Here is a 20,840-nt window from a genome sequence, read left to right on the forward strand (position 1 = left end):
AGGCAAAAATGATTAACGCTCAAATCCAACCTTCTAAAATCACTCCGAACGAAAAACAGTCAGAATGTATCAGAACGCTTGAAGGACCTGTTATGGTACTGGCAGGACCCGGCACAGGCAAGACTTTCAGCATTATTCACCGTTTAGCGTATATGCTTGAAGAAGGCATAACACCCGAAAGTATTTTGTGTCTGACTTTTTCAGAAACAGCCGCTGCCGAAATGAAAAGCAGACTTGTACAGCAAACAGGCACAATAGCTTCAGGGGTTGCCATTCATACATACCATGCTTTTTGCAATGAAATAATCAGGCAATATCCATCTCATTTTGACCTTTTAGAAGGGGTTTCGCTGATTGATGATGTAACAAAATTTGACCTTATGAAAAAAGTCGTCGATGAATTTAACCCAAAATTCCACCTTACCAAATGGGGCGAAGCCGATTTTTATATCAAAGAACTTATTTCAGCCGTTGCCGAAATCAAAAAAAACAGGATGGAGAAAACAGCTTACTTTGATAATTTAAAAACCCACCCCGACTGGATGCCAAAGTTCATGCAAATGCAGGAAGAGTACAAAGAACGGGAAGAAAAAGGCAAACTTGTCAAAACTTTTTTGAGCAATTTTGAGCGGCAGCAAAAGAAAATCGGCAAAGCACGCGAAGCCTGGGAAATTTACGAATGCTACGACCTTCTTTTGAAAAAAAACAACTTTATCGATTTTGACGATATGATAAACCTCGTATTAGAAGTATTTGACGAGAATACGGAATTTCTTTCGCTTGTTGCCAAAAAGTTTAAATATTTTTTGGTGGACGAATATCAGGACACCAACGTTTCCCAAAACCAAATAGTCTTTAAGCTGGCACAAGGCGCGAAAAGCGAAAATATTTTTGTGGTGGGAGATGACGATCAGATTATTTTCGGATTTCAAGGCGCGCAGACAGACAACCTTGAAAACTTTTTGGAAAAATACCCCCGCACAAAGGTCATCTGCCTCAATGAAAACAACCGCTCTTCCCAAACTATCCTTGATTTGAGCTATGAAGTGATTTCGCAGGACGGTTCAAGGCTTGAAATTAACCCGAAATTCCAATCCTACAATATTTCCAAACGCTTAACCGCTAAAAATCAAACAATCTGCGCCAAAGACCAAAAAGTCAAAATCCACGGATTTGAAGACTTGAAGCAGGAAAACAATTTTATTGCCGAAGATATAGAAAACCTGATTAATTCGGGAACTTTACCGGCTAACGACAACGGCGAAGCCGATTTATCCCAAATCGCAATTTTAAGCCGAAGGAACGATGAATTAATGGAGTTTGCGGAGCTTTTAAAAGCCAAAAATATTCCTTTTCAGATAAAAAGCACAAAAAGTATCTTTCAGATAAACGCTTCTTTGCTGATTTACTTTTACTTAAAAGTTCTTGATAATAATGCATATTATACGGATAAACTCTTCGGTTTACTGCTTTCTCAGCCGTTTGAATTTGAGACGGAAGATTATTTATTTCTAATGGAACAAAATAAACTCAACCACAGGGATTTTATTTTTAATATCAGCGAAAACCTTGATAAAAATTGGGTTAATAAAGAAAAGGTTGTCGGCTTTATGGAAGCTTTTAACAGTTTAAAAGAGCTAAAATCCCACACTCATCCTAAAAACCTTATCATTGAACTGATTAATAAAACAGGAATTTTGGCGTATTATTTAAACAGTGAGATAAACAGAACAGAAAATATTTTAGCCGTTAAAAAAATAACCGATGAGGCTGCCGCATTTTTAAACCTTAAATCCTACTGCACTTTAGGTGAATTTTTGGAACATCTTGATACCGCTTACAAGGAAGATATTGACATATCAACAGACAAAGACGATTTTACCCGAAACGCCGTGCAGCTGGTAACCTTGCATGGCGCCAAAGGACGCGAATTTGCCCATGTTTATATCCCGAATTTAGTAGCTGCAAGGTGGGAAAAAAATCCCTCGAGGCAAGGCGCCTCCCTTCCTATAGAAAAAACCTCCTCTGTTCCCGAAGAAGAAGCCAAAAACGCAGAGCTGTTAAAACTTTTGTTTGTAGGAATTACACGGGCAAAATATGCTCTCAATCTTTCTTATTCAAATATGATTAACAACAAACCTCAAGAGCTGACAAGTTATTTGACTAATATTACAAACAATGACAACCTGTTTGAAAAATACAACCATACCCTAAGCGGTGAGAATTATCTGTTTGAAATCGCAAAAAGCTTCAGCATCAAGGATTTTGACTACAAAAAGGAATTCAAAGAAGAGTTAAAAGCAATGCTGAAAAACTTTGTCCTAAGCCCGAGTGCGCTTAATTCTTATTTGAATTGCCCAAGAAATTTTTTGTATTCATATGTTCTAAAAATACCAATATTGGATAAAGAATGGGAAATGGCAAATTACGGGAACAGTATCCATAAAACCCTTGAATACTCTGTTTCAATTGCAAAAGAAAAGGGTGAATATCCCGATAAAATCGGGGTGCTTGAAGTCTTTAAGAAAAAAATCGGCGAACAAAAATTTGAAGATGAGAAGCAAAGAAATATTTACCAAAAAAGGGGAATTTCTTCGCTTGAAAAATTTTATCCCAAAATGCTTGAAACTCCGCCGAAAAATATTTTTGCAACAGAATTTGCCTTTGATTTTGTACCCGTAGAAAACGGCTTTGTAAAAGGTTTCATAGACCGAATAGAACAAAACAGCGACGGGACTTTTTCCCTGTTTGACTACAAAACCGGCAGTGCAAAAAGTAAAGCCCAAATAGCAGACGGCAAAGATTATGAAAGTTATTTAAACCAGCTGCGATTTTATAAATTCGCCTTCGAAACCTTATATGAAGGCTCCAAAGTATCACAAACCGGGCTTATTTTTGTAGAAGAATTTGACAAGAACTTCTATACAGCATTAACCGATGAAGACAATAAAAAGATTAAAGAAAAAATAACAGCTACTTACGAAAATATTAATGCGCTTAATTTTTCACCAATAGAGCAGAATGATAAAAATTGCTGTTTTTGCGAATATAGACAACTTTGTAATTTGAATATATTATAAAAGAACTGCAGGTAATGAAAAGGAGTATTTTAGATGAAAAAACGATTAATCTTAGCAATGGCGCTTGTTATGTTTTTTTCAAGCGGAGCTTATGCCACATCTGATTTGGCAAAAAATTTGTTAAAAACAGCTGTACAAACAAAAATAAGCAACTGTTATCACAATTCCGGTTTTAACCTGTCATCAACAATTTGGTCTTATACCTATATTGAAGCGCTAAAGCACTCCAAAATAACCTTGGCTAAAAAATTGATACAGAAAATAAAAAAATCAAAGGAAAAATAACTCTTAGGCTGCTAAAACATTATCTAAAGTAAGTTTTTAAAGAATAAAATGAGTTTGATTTTTTTTAAAAAAAATGTGATAATTAAATGCGTAACTTTATGAGGAACTTCAAAAATGGAACAAAATACAGATAAAGACTACCTGATGCGACAATATGAAATGTATTGCAGTATGAAGGAACAATTTGTAGATAGAAACTTTACAACAAATAAATTTTATTTGGTAACTGTAATAATCATATTCGTAATAATGTTTTTTACCAAGGATATAAGCTTCAGCTACAATATTACGGCAAATATCATAATGTCTCTAATCGGTATGGCGGTTGCATTTTTCTGGTGGTCCAACGCTGATGCCTACAATATTATGATTAAAGTTAAACTTAAACATGTAATTGATGAAATTGAAAAACAGCTGCCTATGCAAATTCACCTGCTTGAAGCAAAAGGATTTTCGCAATACAAAAAACAGCATAAAGTATTAATATTTTCGGATATGCAAAAAGGTGTAGCAATAGCGATGCTGCTTGTTTTCTTTGCCTTATTTATAGTTTCAGCCAGCTACCCTGTTATAGAAAATTTTATCGGACCAATTGAAAGCAGCACTATTATTGAAGAAGTTGTACAATAGTATCTGTTTTGTGTTTTTAAACAGAATGTAATAAATATGGATAAAAAAATATTAGTTATAGATGACAGCAAAACCCAACTCCTGACAACGAAAATGAAGTTAGAGAAGAACGGTTTTGAAGTGGTTTGTGCAGAGAATGGAATGGACGGTATGAAAAAAGTGTATGAAACCTGCCCGGACCTCGTCTTATCTGATATTATCATGCCGAATATTAACGGTTATCACTTATGCAGACTATTAAAACAGGATGAAAAAACTTCTCACATCCCGATAATTTTGCTGACGGTTTTGGATAAAAAAATAGACCGCTTTTGGGGCATAAGAGCAGGTGCTGACGGATTTTTTAACAAAGACGGCAACAGTGAAGAATTAATCCAGAAGATTTATGATTTACTGGAAAAAGCCGAAGAAGACAAACGCTTTTCCCCTGCCTGCCAAATTATGGATGATTATGATTTTAATACCAAAATTACCGAAATTTTGGACGAGTCTTTGGTTGAATCTACCTTAATCAATGAATTTAGGGATTTAGCAGAATTTGTACTGGAAGAAAAAATCTTTAATAACAGATTATTTGAGCTTTTGTCCTCCATTTTGGATTACAATCTGGCGGGTGTTTTCTACAATGACAGTGATAAAAAAGATAAGGTAATTTATTTTTCGCAAAATGAATGCGAAGTAAGCAGTGATATTATTTCTCAAACGAGGGATTTAATTCATACCCATATTACAGACAGGAATCTTGCTTATTCGCAATATAAACTTGATTATAAAATCCTTGAAAGCTCAGCGAATATCAAATCCTTTAGACAAAATATCGATGACATGAACCAATTCAAATCAGAGCTTATAATCCCCATAGAAAACGAGGGGAAATTAATAGGAGCTTTAGCGTTGTTCCATGTTTTACCAAACAAATATAATAATTCCAAAATCCTTCATATTGTGCTTTCCGAATTAAAAATGGTGCTGAAAATAAGATGGCTGTACTCCGAAACCAAGCTGCTGTCCATTATCGACCCATTAACAACCTTGTATAACCGCAGATATTTTCAGCAGGTACTGGAAAAAGAATTTTCACGTTCAAATCGTTATGCCTCACCATTAAGTATTGCCATGGTTGATATTGATAATTTCAAAAAGTTAAACGACAGTTACGGTCATTTATTTGGTGATGAAATTTTGCAAACCATTTCCAAACTGTTTTTGGATTCTTTCAGAAAAACTGACTATGTAGCCAGATACGGCGGTGAGGAATTAGTGGCTGTTTTGCCTGAAACCACGCTTGAGCAAGCTATAATACCGTTTGAAAGACTAAGAAACAAAATTCAAAACTATGCTTTCGTTTATGATGAAAAAAGAATAAACGTAACCGTCAGTATCGGCATTGCCCAAAATAATTTTGACATGCTGACTACCGATAATTTCATCAAACAAGCTGACGAAGCGTTATACATTGCAAAAGAAAAAGGCAAGAACAGAATAGAATTGGCATTTTCGGGGTAATTATGGATAATACTTTTTTTCTGACTCAAGACAACGAAATTTTACCTGAATTTTTAATCGCCTTCGTTAATGACCAAGGCTACGCTTTTGATATAAAGTTCCTGGTAAAAATTATTCAGCTGCCTTCTTTTGCAGCAATAGAAAAAACACCGCCTAACGCAGCGGGCATAATAAATTTACATGGTGAAAATATAGCGGCATATGATTTAAAAACCTGTTTGGGGCTTGAACAAAAAGAATTTTCCGCTTCGCAGCAGGTTTTGGTTTTTAATGTAAATGAGAAAAAATTTGCGATTATTGTTGACAAAACAGGAGATATTATAACAGCAAATATATCAACCTCCAAAGCTATAGCGTACAATTCCGTTAATAAGTTTTTATCTGCCGGTTTGGAAATTAATCAAGCGCAAATTATTCTGGTTGATATAGAAAAATTCATAAACCAGTTTGATAATCTTGAATACTCTATTACCGGTATTTCCGATATAAAGCCGCCTTCTTCCTGCAATGCCGTTGTTAAACTTGAAGAAAGGGCCGTTATTCTGCAGGAAAAACAGGAAACAGCGCTAAATATCGATTATGAAAACATAGAAAAGTTTTTAATTTTTTCGCTAAATGACGAATATTACTGTTTTAGCCTTAGATATGTAAAAAAAATCAAAACAACCACAGATAAATCTATAACAATAATCCCATGCACCCCGCCTTATATTAAAGGCATTATTAACTTCAGGGGAGATTATGTCTGCCTTATTGATATTAAAAGCTTTTTAAACATAGGTAATGATAAACCGAAAAATAAATTGACCGTTATAATTATAAACATCGATAAGTACAAACTTGCAATGATTGTAGATAATATCGTTGATATCACAAATTTGCCGTTTGAAATGGTGAAGCCCAAAGATGATGATTCGGGTTTCATAATCGGTGAACTTTACAATAACGAAGATAAAAGACTTATTAACATTTTAAATGTCGAAAAGTTATTTTCGAGCGAAAATATAAACATAGAAGATTATTAAATAAGGAAGATACAATGAAAATAGGCTTTATCGGAGCAGGAAAATTAGGAAGTTCAATAATAGAAGGATTGAAAAAATCATCGCTGCAAGCAGAAATTACCGCATACGACCCTCATTCGGTTTTTTTAGAAAATCTGGTTCAAACATACGGCTTAAAAACCGCCGCTGATAATGCCGATTTGGTGAATAGTTCAGATGTGGTTGTAATCGCTCTAAAACCTGCTATTGTTGGTGAAGCAGTGAAAGAATTAAAGAACTTGTTCAAAGACAAACTTGTAATATCCCTGGCCGCAGGGGTAAACACGTCAGATGTAGAAGAAATTGCGCCTGATATTTGTATCGCAAGAGTTTTAACCAATACTCCAAGCGCTTTTGGCGTGGGGATGTCAACGATTTCTAAAGGCAGAAATTTAAGCGAAGCGCAGCTTGAACTTTGCAAAGATATTTTTACTCAAGTCGGCGAAGTCATAGTCATAGACGAAAAATTTATGGATATTTCAACCTCTTTGGCAGGCAGCGGTCCCGCTTTCTTTTATGCCGTGGCACAAGGGTTCGCTAAAGGTTGTGAAAAGCTTGGTATGAGTGAAAAAGATGCTATTTTACTTTCCGCACAAACAATGCTTGGCGCTGCCAAAATGATTACCTCTTCAGGTCAAACACCGGAAGAATTAATCAAACGTGTCGCAACCCCCGGCGGCTGTACCATAGAGGGATTAAATTATTTAGCAAGCCAAAATCTTGAAAAGATTTTAATCGAGTGTATGGAAGTTACTGCCAAAAAAGCAGCTATCCTGGCACATATAGGGAAAGAGGGCTAGGAAGCTTGGCAGCTGAGAAGCTGAGATTGGGTTTAAGAGCTTAAAAAAGCAGGCTTTACGATATAGGATAGAACGCTATTCACTGTGTGAAATCAGAGTATTACTTTGCCTAACGACATTTTTAACCACTTAGGCTAAGTTATGCTCTGATTGAGTTTGAATAGCACCAGACTTTAGAAATAAACTTTAATAGTAGTAAAGCCTGCGACAGAACCCAACTAAGCGTATTTTTTCTTTTTCTTTGGTTCGTTTCTTTTTCTTTTTGTTCGCATAAAAAGAAAAAGAAATGGACAATCAATATAGCAGCTGAGAAGCTGGGATTGAGCTTAAGGAAGCTTGGCAGCTAAGAAGCTGGGAAGAGGTGAAGTCTTCTTAATGTCATGCTGAATTTATTTCAGCATCTCATTATTGTACGTCGATATAAACCAGGCTCAACCATGCGACCCTGAAACAAGTTCAGGGTGACAGCCTTATTGTCATACTGGGAGGCTGGGAGATTATTTTGCCGTCATTGCGAAAATGTGTAAGCATTTGAAGCAATCCATAGGAAAGAAGCTTGGCAGCTGAGAAGCTGGGAAGCTGTGATTGAGTTTAAGAGGTGAAAAGGAAGTTGGGCAGCTGAGAAGTTGGGAAGCTGAGAGGGTGAAGGGATGAAGAGCTTAAGAGTTCATTGTAGCCTTCGGCAAGTCTTTTCAGGCTTCACACTCTGCTTGCGCATTTTTCCGCCTGTGCAATCATTGAAAGCGAAATTGCTGTCGCAATTTGTTTCAATGTAGATTGCTTCGCTCCGCAACGGCGGTGGTATTATGCTTGCTACAAAGCCTGCTCACCGCAGCCTTTTTGCAGCGCATCGGCTTCACACTCTGCTTGCGGCGCATAAAAAAACCCAAGGGTTTGATTAATTCCGTGGGCTGGGTAATAAGGGGTATTTAGGGTTTAATTAAAATCTCTCTTAAAATCTCTCTATGTGATTTCTTAGCTCTCATACTTTATTAAAAACATTTCAGCATAAAAGATTGCCATATTAAGTATATACTTTCTTAATACAACTTAACGATATGGGATGAACTCAAGCTATATCAGGCTTCTTCCTTATCAAAAAACTTTAAAATTTTTGATAACAGATTATTTTCATAAGGGTTTTGCACATGCGATTCGAGCTGTTTTATACGTGATTTGACATGCTCATCGTCGGTACAAAGGTTAGAATTCTCGTCATAATACTTATAATTCTCAAGCGCGGCGTCAAAATCCTTCATTTGATAAAGACAATCCGCATTGAGCAAATAAAATTCAAAATCCTTTGTCCCTTCATCAAGAATACTTTGCAATTTTAAATGCGCCAAATCGTATTCTTTTTGAGCAATATGAATTTTTGACGCTTCTTTCACCGCAAATTCCCTGTCAGGCTCATGCTCTGCCAGCCTTTCGTAAAAATCAAGCGCCTGATATTTTTCCTCTCCTTGTGCTTGAAGGTTAGCAAGTTTTTTTATGGCCTGATAATCCTTATCATCATAATGAACCGCCCACGTAAATTCATCGATTGCGTCCTGAATTTCACCTTTTAGCTGATGATAAAGCCCGAAATTATAATGAGCTTTGCTGTTATCGCCTTTAAGTTCGTACATTTGAGCCAATTTACGGTAACCTAAAGGGCTGTTAGGCAATTTTTTAATAATACGCTCGCAGTATTTTTGCGCTTCGTCAAAATCCTCTTCAAGCGAGTAGAACCCTGCCAAAGCCGTTAAAACTTCATTATCATCGGGTTGAAGCTTTTCGGTTTCAAGCAAAACTCTTTTTGTCTCTTCTTTTTTGGATTGTTTAAGATAAGCTTTTGCCAAATTGACATTAAGGCTTACGTTGTTCGGTTCCGCCATATGCAGCTTTTCATAAAGCTGCTGCGCTTCAAACATATGCTCGGTTTCAAGCAGTAAATCAGCCAGTTCCGTCATTGCTTTTTTGTTATCGGGATAAATTTTCAAAGCACGTTTCAGAACCTCAATAGCGGCATCAATATTATTCAATTCAGTGTAGATTTCTGCAAGCTCCATAAACACATTAAAATTTTCTTCCGTCATACCGAGGATTGCAAGATATTCGTCCAATGCGTTATGAAATTTTTTCTTATCCTTATAGCATTTCGCAAGCCTGTATCTGACGGTTAAAACATCCTGCTCATCCTGCGCCAAAGACAAAGCCCTCTTGTACTCGCTCTCCATGTGGTTTAAAGACTTCTCAAGCTCAAAAATCCTTGCTCTTGTAAGGTGATACATAAGTTTATCCGTATGTTCATAAATTTCCGCAAGCTGCCTTAACGCCACGTCATTATCAGGAGTAATAGTAAGCAGTTTGTTATAATATTCCGCAGCTTCTTCCTTTTTGCCTAAAATCAAACAGGCATGCGCCAAAACCTCAATATTATCCTGATTTTGAGGGTCAGCAGCATAGAGGTCTTTATAAACCGTATAAGCTAAATCATACCTGTCGGCATTTTCAAAAACCATAGCGACACGCTGCTGAAATTCAGGCGCCATATCAGGGTTATAAACCCTTTCGTAGTAATCAGCGGCTTCCATAAAGTTGCCCTCTGATTCTAATATTTGTCCCATAATAAAACAGGCATGGGGATGGTTCGGCTCAACGGTTATAAACTTCATCAGATAAATTTTTGCATTGTCCAAGTCATTATTGTTCAAATATTCAAAAACTTTTTCTACCCTGGCATCGTAGGTCTTAAGAGTGATTTCGCCTGCCGCTGAATTTGGTTCGTCCATTTTTATACCCCCCTGCCGCAGCATTTTTTGTACTTTTTACCGCTGTTACAAGGACAGGGGTCGTTGCGCCCAACCTTTTGTACAGGCATAATGCTGTCTTTTTCTTCAAAATTATTTAACAGATTTTTAAATGCCAAAGAAGAATACAGCGTTGTTGTCGATGAGAAAAATTCATTCTCAAGGTAGAATTTTTTATATGTTGCCATAATTTCGTCAAGGGATTTAAACTTAGTTTCCAAAATCTCATTCACCCGTGAAAGAAATTTTTCACCGTATTTTTCGTAAGCCAACTGAAGTGCAATAGGCGGAACCTTTACCTTTTGTACAAATTCTTCCATGCATTCTTTGTAGCCTTCAATTTTGGTGTAATCATCAGACTCAAAGATATTCATAAACACATCAAAGAACGGAACAACATTCAATCCCGAGCGCTCATCGGCTATCAAAGTAACTCCGTAAGGCTTTTTGTGTGAAGAAAATCCCTGTTTTGTCGTTTGGAATAAATCGTTTCCGCTTGAAAATTCAGTTACTTCAAAAAATTTGTCGGCGGCGGGTGTATCAATATACTTTTGAATTTTTTGGTCGGAGATTTTTCTGCTGCCGTCCATATACTCGTTGAAAATCTGAATTAATTCATCAATTTTTTTGTTTGAAGTTGTAGTAAATTGTGCTTTAAAAAAGTTGTTGAATTTGGCAGTAATATCTGAAGCCATAGCTTTAAGCTCTTGAAGTTTTTCAGGGTTATCACGGTATATTAAAACCGGATTTTGGGCTTGTCTTGTAACCACCAGCTGAAAAGCTTTTTCGCGGTCTTTGTAGCTTATATGTTCCAAAATATGATACAAATGATATTCATCTTCAAATTTTACCACTCTTGCTATTAAAAAACAGCCGACACTAACGCCTTTAAAGCGCACCATTTTATCGAGCGGCTTGGCAAAATACAGCTTTTCATTAATATAGTTAAAAAGCTCAAAACCGTCTTTTAAAATACGTCTAACTTGAAAAACGCCGTTAATGCTGTCTTTTAGGGACTTAATGATTGATTTTTCTTTTTCCGTAATGTGGGGCATACCCGCAAGCGCCAAATCAAATACAGATTTTTTATCTTTGCCTATTCTGCGCTCAAAAATATAGTTGATAGTTGCAGTCGAAAGAATTTTTTCGCTGCCTTCTTTTATCCCTGTCATTGAATAATAATCCTGCAAATCTTTTTTCAAATTAAGGTTTGAATTAATATACATATAAATTTTGCTTATCACTTGTGATATTTGTTCATTTTTTTCCTGAACCAACATTAATTTTTCTCCTTTAAGCATCCTAAAATAGCGTGTCTGCCTGTTTTGCCGTTTTCTTTTCTGTAAGAATAAAAAGTATTAACGCCGCAGCTTGTACAAAAATTACAAATATCAATATTTTTTATTCCGATTTTATTAAGCTGAATTGCATTAATCATTTTCAAGTCAACTTTTATCCCGTCTGCGGTCCTAGAAAATATATTAGCATAATCACCTTCAATAGTCATATTCAACTGTCGGGCAATATCCTCGGATACTTCAAAACAAGACTGCGAAATCCCTGCCCCTATCGCAACTTTTATATCGGCAGGGTTTGAATTAAACTGCTCGACAAAAATCAAGCCTGCTTTTTGAGCTATTCTCTCTGCGCTGCCCCGCCAGCCGGCATGGATTATACCCATAACATTTTTGACAGGGTCAAACAAAATCAACCCTATACAATCCGCAAACAATAACATAACCGGCAGCCCTGTAATATTTGTTATAACACCGTCAGTATCAGATAAATCATAAGGCTGCTGTGTATCTTGCGCAATCACCGCAATATTTGCGGTATGTTTTTGTTCGGGGATAAGCAGTTTGTCAAAATCAACCTGCAAATAATCACAGGCGGCTTTTCTGTTTTGGAGTATAAATTTTGTATCCGTATTGCCGAAATCTTTGCTGCTCATGCTAAATCCGTAAGGGTTTTTGTTATCTTTTCTTGTTGTAAAAACATGGGATAATATACTGTTGTCAAAAATATCCGATTTCATGAACTGTTTTGTTTCAAAATAAAACATTACTCCGCCCTGCTCCTCAACTGCCCGCAAGCTGCATCAATATCAGCCCCCCTCTCAAGGCGAACCGTTACTTTATGGCTTGAGCGCTCTAAAATAAACTTGAATTTGTTAATCTGCTCCATGGAAGGTTTTGCAAAATCCTCATTGCAAGCAGGATTATAAGGGATTATGTTTATATTGCAATGAAGGTTTTTCAAAAGCGCCAAAACCTCATGGGCGTCTTCCAAAGAATCATTAACCCCTTTTATAATAGTATATTCTATGGTTGCACGTCTGCCCGTATGGTTTACAAGCCCTTCCATAGCTTTGATTACATTGTTTATATTGTATTTGTTCTCAACAGGCATAAGTTTTTGACGGACTTGGCTGTTAGGGGCATGCAAAGATAGCGCCACGGTCGCCTGAAAATCAATTTCCTTGAGTTTTTGTATCCCCGGAATTATACCGCTTGTAGATACCGTTATACGCCTAATGCCGATTCCGACTTCTGTATTAATAATCTCAATTGATTTTAAAACGTTATCAATGTTCAGCAAAGGTTCGCCCTGTCCCATAAAAACAACATTAGAAATACGCAGCTTCGTATCGCGCTGCATTACCATCAACTGCTCAACTATTTCCTGCGGTGTTAAATTACGCACAAAACCGCTCTTGCCTGTAGCGCAAAAAACACACCCTACGGCACATCCTATCTGTGAACTTACACAAGCCGTCAAATTAGGGCGGTTATCAAAACGCATAAGTACGCATTCTACACGGTTGCCGTCCGCAAATTCTACCAGATATTTAACCGTACCGTCTGTACTTATTTGCTTTTTTTTGATGAAAACGTTGCTTAGAACAGTGTTTCGCTCAAGATTAGCTTTAAATGCTTTAGAAATATTGCTCATCTCGTCAAAATCCGAAGCGAATTTGCTGTAAATCCAGGAATGCAGCTGCTTTGCCCTGAACTTTGGTTCTCCCAATGCCTCAACCGTTTCTTCAAGTTCTTTTAAAGTTTTTGAGCTTAATATAACCGTGTTTTCCATAACTTTATTGTATTACAAAATCATTTAAAAAATCAGTTTAAAAACTTTAATACTCTGCGGCGGCAGCGCAACGGCCTTATCGGCTAAATTCTTTTTGTTGACGATATTTTCCAATAAATCTGTTTCCAAAACTTCTTTCGCGCCAAAGTCTATGTGTATTTTCTTCTCAACATCATTATAGTTAAAGATTTTGATTATCAAGCCGTCTTTTGATTGTGCTTCTTTTACAGAGTGGACATAAACCCCTTCTGATTGGTGGTGCAAATTCAAATCAGGCAAAACCGTCTTTTTGCCGAAACCTTGCATCGTAACAACAGGATTGTAGAAAAAATCAGCTTGAGCAAACATTTCATCAATATTTTCAGTTAACAAAAGGGCATATTCCTGCTCAAATTCCCGCAAACACTGCCCTCCAGGAGTGGGCAACGGTGGACCCGCTGCCGTGTTGCGTGTCAGCAGAGATTTTTGCGCAATCTCGCCAAACCCCCGCATAAGCGTTATATTAAGGTTATTTTTATAAACTTCATATTCATTCAAGCCCTTTGTTAAAACACATAATCCCTGTGTCTGGACAAAACGCTGCAGGGCGCCTGTGTTCAGAGAAACTTCGACATTTTTAGGGGCAGGAAGAAGTTTTTCAAGCTCATATTCAGGCGAAAATGCTCTTTTTATAGCCCCAAAATTATCCTCGCTTAAAGTTGTTGTAATATCTTTAGGCAGGGGAAAATTAAGCTTTAGCATATGATTTTTGGCTTTATTTGCAAAAATAAGCTTAAAATCAAGCCGCGGTGAATTTTCTGCTAATTCTATAACAAGTTTAAAATCATGTTTCAAAAGTTTTTTGGAGCGGGTGGATTTCTTCATGCCGTTTGCAATAACGCCGGCAGGGATTTTGAGCGTATATTTCAGCTCAAGTGAACATAATACTTTGCCCTGTTGGGCAATTTTGGAAGAAATAAACTGCGCTTTGAGCGGTTTATCACCCATAACAGGTGAAAAATTATAGCTGTCGCCGACATCGGCTATATCAAAAATCTGATGAAGGTTTTTAAACTCTAAACCGTTGAGTTTATTTTTGATATCTAAACTGCCGTTTTTATTAACTTTTATGCGAATAATAGCATTTTCAAGCTCGTTTGGCAAAACTTTCAACGCTGTTTTCTCAGGCGGTGTAATTTGCAGCGGCGTTAGTGCAAAAGGTTTCAAATCCTTGCCTAAAAGAGCGTACTCATAGCAGGTTTTGTAATTTTCCTGCACGGGAATATTGTGAATATCGTATGAAATTGAACGCGGAAATGCTTTAAACGACCTTAATTTTTGAAGCGGAAGTTTTTTGTTTGAAATAAGCCTGATTACACCGCTGTATTTGAAATTAGAAAGGTTAAGCGCAAAAAATTCATCTTTTTTTATTTTGCGCTCAAGCGCAAAAAGCGTTTCATTTAAAACACTTTGGCTTATTTGTTCGATTTTTTCAAAACGCATCTCGTTTTCCCTGTGGACGCTGTCTAAGCTGCAGCCGCAAATACTGTCATGGGCGTGATTTTGTAAAAGTAAATGCCAGGCGTTTTGAAGCTCGTTATGAAATGATTTTTCGCCAAAAACACAAGCACAAATTGCGCCCAACGGTTCTGCTATTTTACCCAAATTCCACATAGCAGAAGCATTTTGCTGTTTCAGATAAACTCTTGAAGAAAAACAAGACGGCAAAATCGAGTTCCTGCTGTTATCCCTGAGTTCACCCTCAATTGTATTGATGTTTTCACCGCAAGCAGCGGTAACCGTATTAAAATACTCTTCCAAAGTTGAAAGTTTTATCTCATAATTTTTAAGGTATTTATTCAAATAGCTGATTTTCTGCTTCAAATTATCGCAGCAGCCCAAATGGTCAGCGCCTATCGGCAAAAGTATATTTTCCGTCAAATTATATTTAGAAATATTATCCAAAAAACCCTCTATGTTCTTTGCGGTTCTGACCGCAGCGGTTTTTTTGGACAAATAATCTTGAAAATAGCCTTCAACAAGCAAGGTTGCCCGGACTTGATAATTATTAAACTTCCACAGAAATTCTGATTTTTCATGTCCTGCGCCGCGCCAGACAAGAGCGTTTTTAATATCAGTCAGTTCAAATAGCATAGGCATACAGGCGTTATGCCCGAAAGCATCAGGCAAATATCCCGCAAAATCCGACATTCCCATTTTTTGGGAATATTTGATACCATACAAAAGATTACGTGCTAAACTCTCGCCGTTTACCAAAAATTCATCCGTAAGCGCATAAAAAGGACCTATAAACAGTTTTTTTTCTTTGATTAAATTTTTTACAAACGTTTCTTTTTCAGGATAAAGTTCCAAATAGTCAATAAGAGCAACCGTTTGCCCGTCGAGATAAAAGGAATTTATCTGCCCTGCTGTAAGCTTGTTAAAAATATCCTCAAGTACACGAACAAGCCTTATTCGGTATTCTTCAAAAGGCTTGTACCATTCTCTGTCCCAGTGGGTTTGTAAGTATGCAAAAACTTGTTTTTTCATACTCTGATTGTAACCGTTTTTTCACATCAGGGCAATGTTTTTGGGGAAACTATCTCACCTTATACATTGTATTAAATGTTCTGTCGCCTGCATCGCCAAGACCCGGTATTATATAGCCTTTTTCATTTAATCTTTCATCAATCCAGGTCGTTACTACTTTTACGTTAGGGTATTTTGAATGAATTTTTTTAATGCCCTGCTCTACGCTCAAAAGGCAGACAAAACGGATATTTTCCTGCGGGATACCTTTTTGCAGGTAAAGTTTAATGGCTTCAAGCGCACTGCCGCCTGTTGCAAGCATAGGGTCTAAAATATAAACATAAGTCCGCTTGGGGTTCTCAAATATAGCGGGCAGTTTGTTGTAATACCATACCGGCTCCAGTGTTTCATCATCTCTGTAAAGCCCTATATGCTGGACTATTGCGTCCGGCAAAAGGTTAAGAGCGACTTCTGAAAACAAAAGAGCAGCACGCAAAATCGGTGCAATGATAACCTGTACATTAGGGTCAATCACTTTTACACTTGCTTGTGTCATAGGGGTTGCGATAGCTTTTTCCACCACAGGCAGGTTGTCTGTTGCACTAAAAAACAATACCTCGGCAAGCCTTTTGGTTGCGTTTCTGAATAGTTCGGGGGTAGTGTTTTTATCCCTCATTATAGCAAGGTTTTGCAAGGCAATAGGATGGTTGCAAACGCTTATATTTACTTTTTGTTCTTCTTCTGTTTTGTGCATAATTTTTTCCTTATATAGCATTGTTAATTTTTTGTGTAACAGTTTTGGCTTTTTCCATATTTGTTTCAAGTTTCTCAAGATTTTGAGTGGTAATTTTGCTGTCTAACACCTCTGCTTGCTGCCGGAATTTTTCGGTGTTGGTGTTTAAACGCGAAAACCGCTGCATGTGAGGGATATAGCAGTCTGTTTTTTTGCATATCTGACCGGTTTTTACGCAATATCGTCTTATGGCTTTTCGGTTACTGTCAATTAAACGGGTATAGTTCTTAAGGCTTTGTTTGGAATACTTTGCCACTGATAATATTTTGGGGAAGTTAACAGTATCATTAATATTCTCGGCATAATTATACGAATGCCCCATTATTACATTTGCGTTCTTCATATTATGCCGCAAGGTTGTTCCGCCTTGTTCTATGTTATTCGATATTATTTTAACATCTCTGTTCAGCTTTGCTGTTTCATTTTTAAATTTTTGGGTTTGGGCTTTTACTTCCTGATAGTTTCTATCCCCTATAAAAGTCGATAACCCTTTAGCTGTCATCATTGTAGCTTTTATAAAGGATTTGGAAACATCCATTGCGGCGGATATTCTTATTGGCTCTTCGACAATAAGACCGGCTTTTCCTTTAGCGAACGAAGGCGGACTTAATTCAATCGAGCGTGAACCCGCCAAACCTGAAAATTGAATAGAGGCAACCGTTCCGGACGGGATTGTGATATCAGGGTTGAGTACCACAAAATCAACATAAATTTCATCATAAATAGTATGAATTTTAGTTACATGTCCTATATCCACACCCATAATTCTCACCGGCGAACCTATTTCTATCCTGTCAATATCTTTAAATACAAGGTGGTAAACTTTGCCGTAATCAAAAAGATTTTGAACCAGTTTAAAACCCGCAAATACAAACGTTCCTAAAAATATAGCCAGTATAATTATTTCTGCAAAATGTGACTTTTTCATAATTCAATAATATAATATTTGAAGCACCGCTGCAAGTAACCGTGAAGATAAGTAATAAGGGCATAAGAAGAAATTGAAATTTTTAAAAGAGTTAATATTAAAAGAAAAATTCTGCGCATGGCTTTTTATATCGCCTGCTCTGATAGGAACTTTGATATTTATAATTTTGCCGATATTTTGCTCTTTTTACTTCAGTTTTTTGGATTGGGATTTGCTTTCCAAGCCAAAGTTTGTAGGTTTAGCAAATTACAGCGCTTTGCTTTGGGACAAATTCTTTTGGGAAATACTTGGAAACACTTTGATATATGCGATTTTTACAACTATATTCGGGGTAATTATTCCTTTGGTTTTGGCTGTGGTTTTAAATAATAAGCTCAAATTTTCAGGAGTTTTAAAGACGATTTATTTTATCCCTTTTATCACACCTATGATAGTAGTAGCTGTAGTTTGGGCGTGGATATTCGACCCGAATTACGGAATAGTCAACTGGCTGATTAATATGAAGCTTAAGTGGCTTTATGATACGGCTTTGGCAATGCCGGTTTTGATTTTTGTAAGCGTTTGGAAAAATATCGGCTATAATATGCTGATTTTGCTTGCGGGTCTGCAAACAATTCCCGATAGTCTTAATGAAGCGGCAGAAATTGACGGTGCAACAGCTTTGCAGAAGTTTTTTAACGTTACCTTGCCGATGTTAAGCCCGACGATTTTGTTCGTATGCTTAATTACCACTATTTCATCATTTCAGGTATTTGATTTGATTTATCTAATGACGCAGGGCGGACCTGAAAATTCAACCACCGTACTTGTTTATTGGATGTACAAAAATGCGTTTGAATTTTTCAAAATAGGAAAAGCTTCAGCCATAGCATTTATTTTGTTCTTTGTAATACTATCTTTAACAGCTATACAATGGTTTACCCGTAAAAAATGGGTTTACGGCGAAGATTAGTTTGTTATCTGAATTTTCTTATGGCTTGCCTTCGCACTCAAGAGCAATTTAGCAAATTAAATCAAACAGTCAAAGAACAATAAAAATGCCCCCGGCACTGCAAAGACACCTCTTAAACTCTCAGGCTTCTTAGCTTTTACAATTATTTAACAATCAAAGCCGACTTGATATTACGCGAAATATTATCATTTTCTGCCGTGTAAAAGAAATCTTTGCCATTATTTTGTTTGACAAACAAAGAAGCCGAACCGCCGCCATCAAAGCCCATTGCCTGCTGTACCCCCAGATTTTGCAGCTTTTTGCGCAACTCAAAAATCGTCAAGGGGTGATTTTTGTCTGTAACTATGAAAAATATTTGGTCATCTTTCACGGCAACAGCGCTGCGTGCAACCCTTGCTGTCATAGAAGCGCCGTCCCTGATTATTTTACCGTCTTTTTTTACTACAAAAAACTCTTTTTCCAAATCCATTTCAGGCAAAAGCATAGGACCTGCCTGCGTTGATGATACAAGTTCACATTTTTCGGGAACAGGAACAGAAGGATAAGTTATATCAGCCGTTAATTTTTCCTGACATTTTAAAACACGAAATTCTACCCTGTTAAATATTTTTTCAAGATGAGGCTGCAATTCTTTATTTTGGGTCAAATTTTCATTTTCTTTAGGATTTGCAAGAACTATACCATTTTGCTTAACGTAAGAAACGCTTTTTTTATTTTTAGGGTCAAAAAAACCGGTGTTAATTACTGCAATTGCACCGGTTTTTTGAGCTATTGTATCGACAGATTCCAATCTATCGGAAACATAAGGTGATACTTCAATATTAGTGTTTAATTTAAAGGAAAAAATATATAATCCGTTGTTATTTGAAAATGTGCATATTTTCTCGTTTGCCTGAAGAGCTGCGCAGCTAAGATAAAGTACAAAAACAATAAGCAATTTAAAGCGGATTAAAAAATTCTTCATTTTTAAACGGTTGCTTTTACAGAAGGTTTTCTGCCTCTTTTAAGTAACATTTTCTTCTTATTTTCCTGATCTTCAAGCGAAATATTAAGAGATAAGGCAACCTTTTTAACGTGTTTAATATAATCACTGCTGGAAACTTTCAACTGTTCAAGCAAATTAAATATGATTCTGACGCCCGCAAGATTAATACCCAATTCCCTTGTTAAATACTGGATAAATTTACCGCGTTCTACGTCTTCCATTGAATATAAACGACGATTTTTAGGAGTTCTTTGAGGAACTAATAATTTTGCTTCATCGTATATCCTGAGAGTTCTTTGATGTACTTCTAACATCTCTGCAATAATACTGATAGAGAAAATCGGTGCATTTGCATCAATCATTCCCGCCGCATTTTTTGTCTTTGTTCTTGTCGCCATAATAAAATAATACTCCTTTATAGACTATAGTAACTATACATTATACAATAAAAACTACTAAAAAAGTAATACTCAAAAATATTTGATAAAATGTATACAAATATTATTCAATAAAAGTATTTTTATAGTAATTTATCTTTTTTTCTGTTTCTTCACAACATATTTTTAAATATTCTATATCTCGGTTAAAGGCTTGTATGTGGTTTTTAATCAATATTAATTGATTGTTCAGAGCGCATATAATTTTTTTTGCCAATAACTTTTGTTCCTCATTTGAAAAAATACTATCAGTTATAATTAAGGATAAAATATTTATTTCTTTTTGTGAACTTTGAGGATTTCCCGATATAGGCATGACAATTAAATTATGGAAAATAATCTGCCCTTCCCCGGTGATTTTAAAAATATGTTTGCGCTGACCTCCATTGGATATTTTTTTCTCTGCCTCAATCAGATTAGCTGCTTCTAATTTTTTCAAGACAGGTGCAATAGTCCCTACACTGATTTTTACATACAAATTAAAATGCTTGTTTATGAACTGTTGAATCTCATACATGCTTGTCGGTTGTTTTTTTAAAATGTATAAGATTAGAAATTCATTCATTGTAACATTCACATTTTAACTTATACCCATCATGATATTATATCACATATTTATAAAAAAATATTGTTAAATTGACTATATTTTATAAATTCTTTATATAATAATAAAAGTTGGTAAGTCGGGCAGCTTGGAAGCTCGAAAATAAAACATTCTATAACCTTTCCCTGCAGCCATCTTGCCGACTTTCAAACCTCTAATATTCGTTTATGTGTTTGTAGCTCAGCAGGACTGTTGTGTCTTTTACGAAGTAAAAGCGCAACTAAATATAGATTTTGCTCTATCCTGCTGATAAGATAGAATAATCAGCTCTTGTGTTTGCAGCTCAGCAGGACTGTTGTGTCTTTTACGAAGTAAAAGCGCAACTAAATATAGATTTTGCTCTATCCTGCTGATAAAATAGAATAATCAGCTCTTGTGTTTGTAGCTCAGCAGGCCTGTTGTGTCTT

At 36.3% G+C, this 20,840-nt stretch carries 17 protein-coding genes; 7 read left to right on the forward strand and 10 right to left on the reverse strand.

The genetic code is table 11. The annotated features are described in order from the left end of the window. Window positions 1–8 precede the first annotated feature (8 nt). From PHX18_01235 to proC, 6 genes are all read left to right on the forward strand, one after another. A complete protein-coding gene (locus tag PHX18_01235) occupies window positions 9–3,080 on the forward strand; it encodes an ATP-dependent DNA helicase (protein ID MDD3593232.1) in 3,072 nt (1,023 codons plus the stop codon). Window positions 3,081–3,113: 33 nt separating this feature from the next. After that, window positions 3,114–3,365 carry a hypothetical protein gene (locus PHX18_01240; GenBank protein ID MDD3593233.1) on the forward strand — a complete coding sequence of 84 codons (252 nt, stop codon included), beginning with the start codon at window positions 3,114–3,116 and terminating at the stop codon, window positions 3,363–3,365. A 114-nt stretch (window positions 3,366–3,479) separates the two neighbouring features. Continuing rightward, window positions 3,480–3,995 (forward strand): hypothetical protein, encoded by a 516-nt coding sequence (locus tag PHX18_01245; GenBank protein ID MDD3593234.1) that lies wholly within the window; start codon window positions 3,480–3,482, stop codon window positions 3,993–3,995. 36 nt (window positions 3,996–4,031) lie between these two features. Beyond that, window positions 4,032–5,501 carry a diguanylate cyclase gene (locus PHX18_01250; protein MDD3593235.1) on the forward strand — a complete coding sequence of 490 codons (1,470 nt, stop codon included), beginning with the start codon at window positions 4,032–4,034 and terminating at the stop codon, window positions 5,499–5,501. 2 nt (window positions 5,502–5,503) lie between these two features. Next, complete coding sequence (locus PHX18_01255) at window positions 5,504–6,526, forward strand: chemotaxis protein CheW (GenBank protein ID MDD3593236.1); 1,023 nt, start codon at window positions 5,504–5,506, stop codon at window positions 6,524–6,526. A 14-nt stretch (window positions 6,527–6,540) separates the two neighbouring features. After that, the gene (gene proC, locus PHX18_01260; GenBank protein ID MDD3593237.1) at window positions 6,541–7,344 is read left to right on the forward strand and encodes a pyrroline-5-carboxylate reductase; all 804 of its coding nucleotides are present in this window, start codon (window positions 6,541–6,543) and stop codon (window positions 7,342–7,344) included. Between the two features lie 1,079 nt (window positions 7,345–8,423). Here the strand turns inward: proC and PHX18_01265 are convergent. From PHX18_01265 to PHX18_01295, 7 genes are read right to left on the reverse strand one after another with little or no spacing between them, the layout of a single operon-like run. Continuing rightward, window positions 8,424–10,118: a tetratricopeptide repeat protein gene (locus PHX18_01265; GenBank protein MDD3593238.1), complete on the reverse strand. Its 1,695-nt coding sequence runs from the start codon at window positions 10,116–10,118 to the stop codon at window positions 8,424–8,426. 2 nt (window positions 10,119–10,120) lie between these two features. Next, entirely contained in the window at window positions 10,121–11,416 is a 1,296-nt protein-coding gene (locus PHX18_01270) for an SEC-C metal-binding domain-containing protein (protein MDD3593239.1), read from the reverse strand. After that, window positions 11,416–12,198, reverse strand: coding sequence for a peptidoglycan editing factor PgeF (gene pgeF, locus PHX18_01275; protein ID MDD3593240.1), 783 nt, complete (start codon window positions 12,196–12,198; stop codon window positions 11,416–11,418). Before pgeF ends, PHX18_01270 begins: the two co-directional genes overlap by 1 nt. Continuing rightward, window positions 12,198–13,226, reverse strand: coding sequence for a 23S rRNA (adenine(2503)-C(2))-methyltransferase RlmN (gene rlmN / locus PHX18_01280; protein MDD3593241.1), 1,029 nt, complete (start codon window positions 13,224–13,226; stop codon window positions 12,198–12,200). Before rlmN ends, pgeF begins: the two co-directional genes overlap by 1 nt. A 24-nt stretch (window positions 13,227–13,250) precedes the next feature. Further along, window positions 13,251–15,755: a glycoside hydrolase family 38 C-terminal domain-containing protein gene (locus PHX18_01285; protein ID MDD3593242.1), complete on the reverse strand. Its 2,505-nt coding sequence runs from the start codon at window positions 15,753–15,755 to the stop codon at window positions 13,251–13,253. A gap of 49 nt (window positions 15,756–15,804) precedes the next feature. Beyond that, window positions 15,805–16,488 (reverse strand): uracil phosphoribosyltransferase, encoded by a 684-nt coding sequence (upp, locus tag PHX18_01290; protein MDD3593243.1) that lies wholly within the window; start codon window positions 16,486–16,488, stop codon window positions 15,805–15,807. Between the two features lie 10 nt (window positions 16,489–16,498). Beyond that, entirely contained in the window at window positions 16,499–17,455 is a 957-nt protein-coding gene (locus PHX18_01295; GenBank protein ID MDD3593244.1) for an MlaD family protein, read from the reverse strand. 73 nt (window positions 17,456–17,528) lie between these two features. Here PHX18_01295 and PHX18_01300 point away from each other — a divergent pair, with 73 nt between their 5' ends. Further along, on the forward strand, window positions 17,529–18,407 hold the full coding sequence (locus PHX18_01300) for a sugar ABC transporter permease (protein ID MDD3593245.1): 879 nt from the start codon (window positions 17,529–17,531) through the stop codon (window positions 18,405–18,407). A gap of 142 nt (window positions 18,408–18,549) precedes the next feature. Here the strand turns inward: PHX18_01300 and PHX18_01305 are convergent, their stop codons facing one another. The 3 genes from PHX18_01305 to PHX18_01315 form a co-directional block, all read right to left on the reverse strand. Beyond that, window positions 18,550–19,371, reverse strand: coding sequence for a phosphodiester glycosidase family protein (locus PHX18_01305; GenBank protein ID MDD3593246.1), 822 nt, complete (start codon window positions 19,369–19,371; stop codon window positions 18,550–18,552). 2 nt (window positions 19,372–19,373) lie between these two features. Then, the gene (locus PHX18_01310) at window positions 19,374–19,790 is read right to left on the reverse strand and encodes a MerR family transcriptional regulator (protein ID MDD3593247.1); all 417 of its coding nucleotides are present in this window, start codon (window positions 19,788–19,790) and stop codon (window positions 19,374–19,376) included. A gap of 103 nt (window positions 19,791–19,893) precedes the next feature. After that, window positions 19,894–20,394, reverse strand: a complete 501-nt coding sequence (locus PHX18_01315) for a PadR family transcriptional regulator (GenBank protein MDD3593248.1) — start codon at window positions 20,392–20,394, stop codon at window positions 19,894–19,896. Between the last annotated feature and the right edge of the window lie 446 nt (window positions 20,395–20,840).

The organism is Candidatus Gastranaerophilales bacterium, from assembly GCA_028696075.1.
Lineage (GTDB): Bacteria > Cyanobacteriota > Vampirovibrionia > Gastranaerophilales > JAILCC01 > JAQVHS01.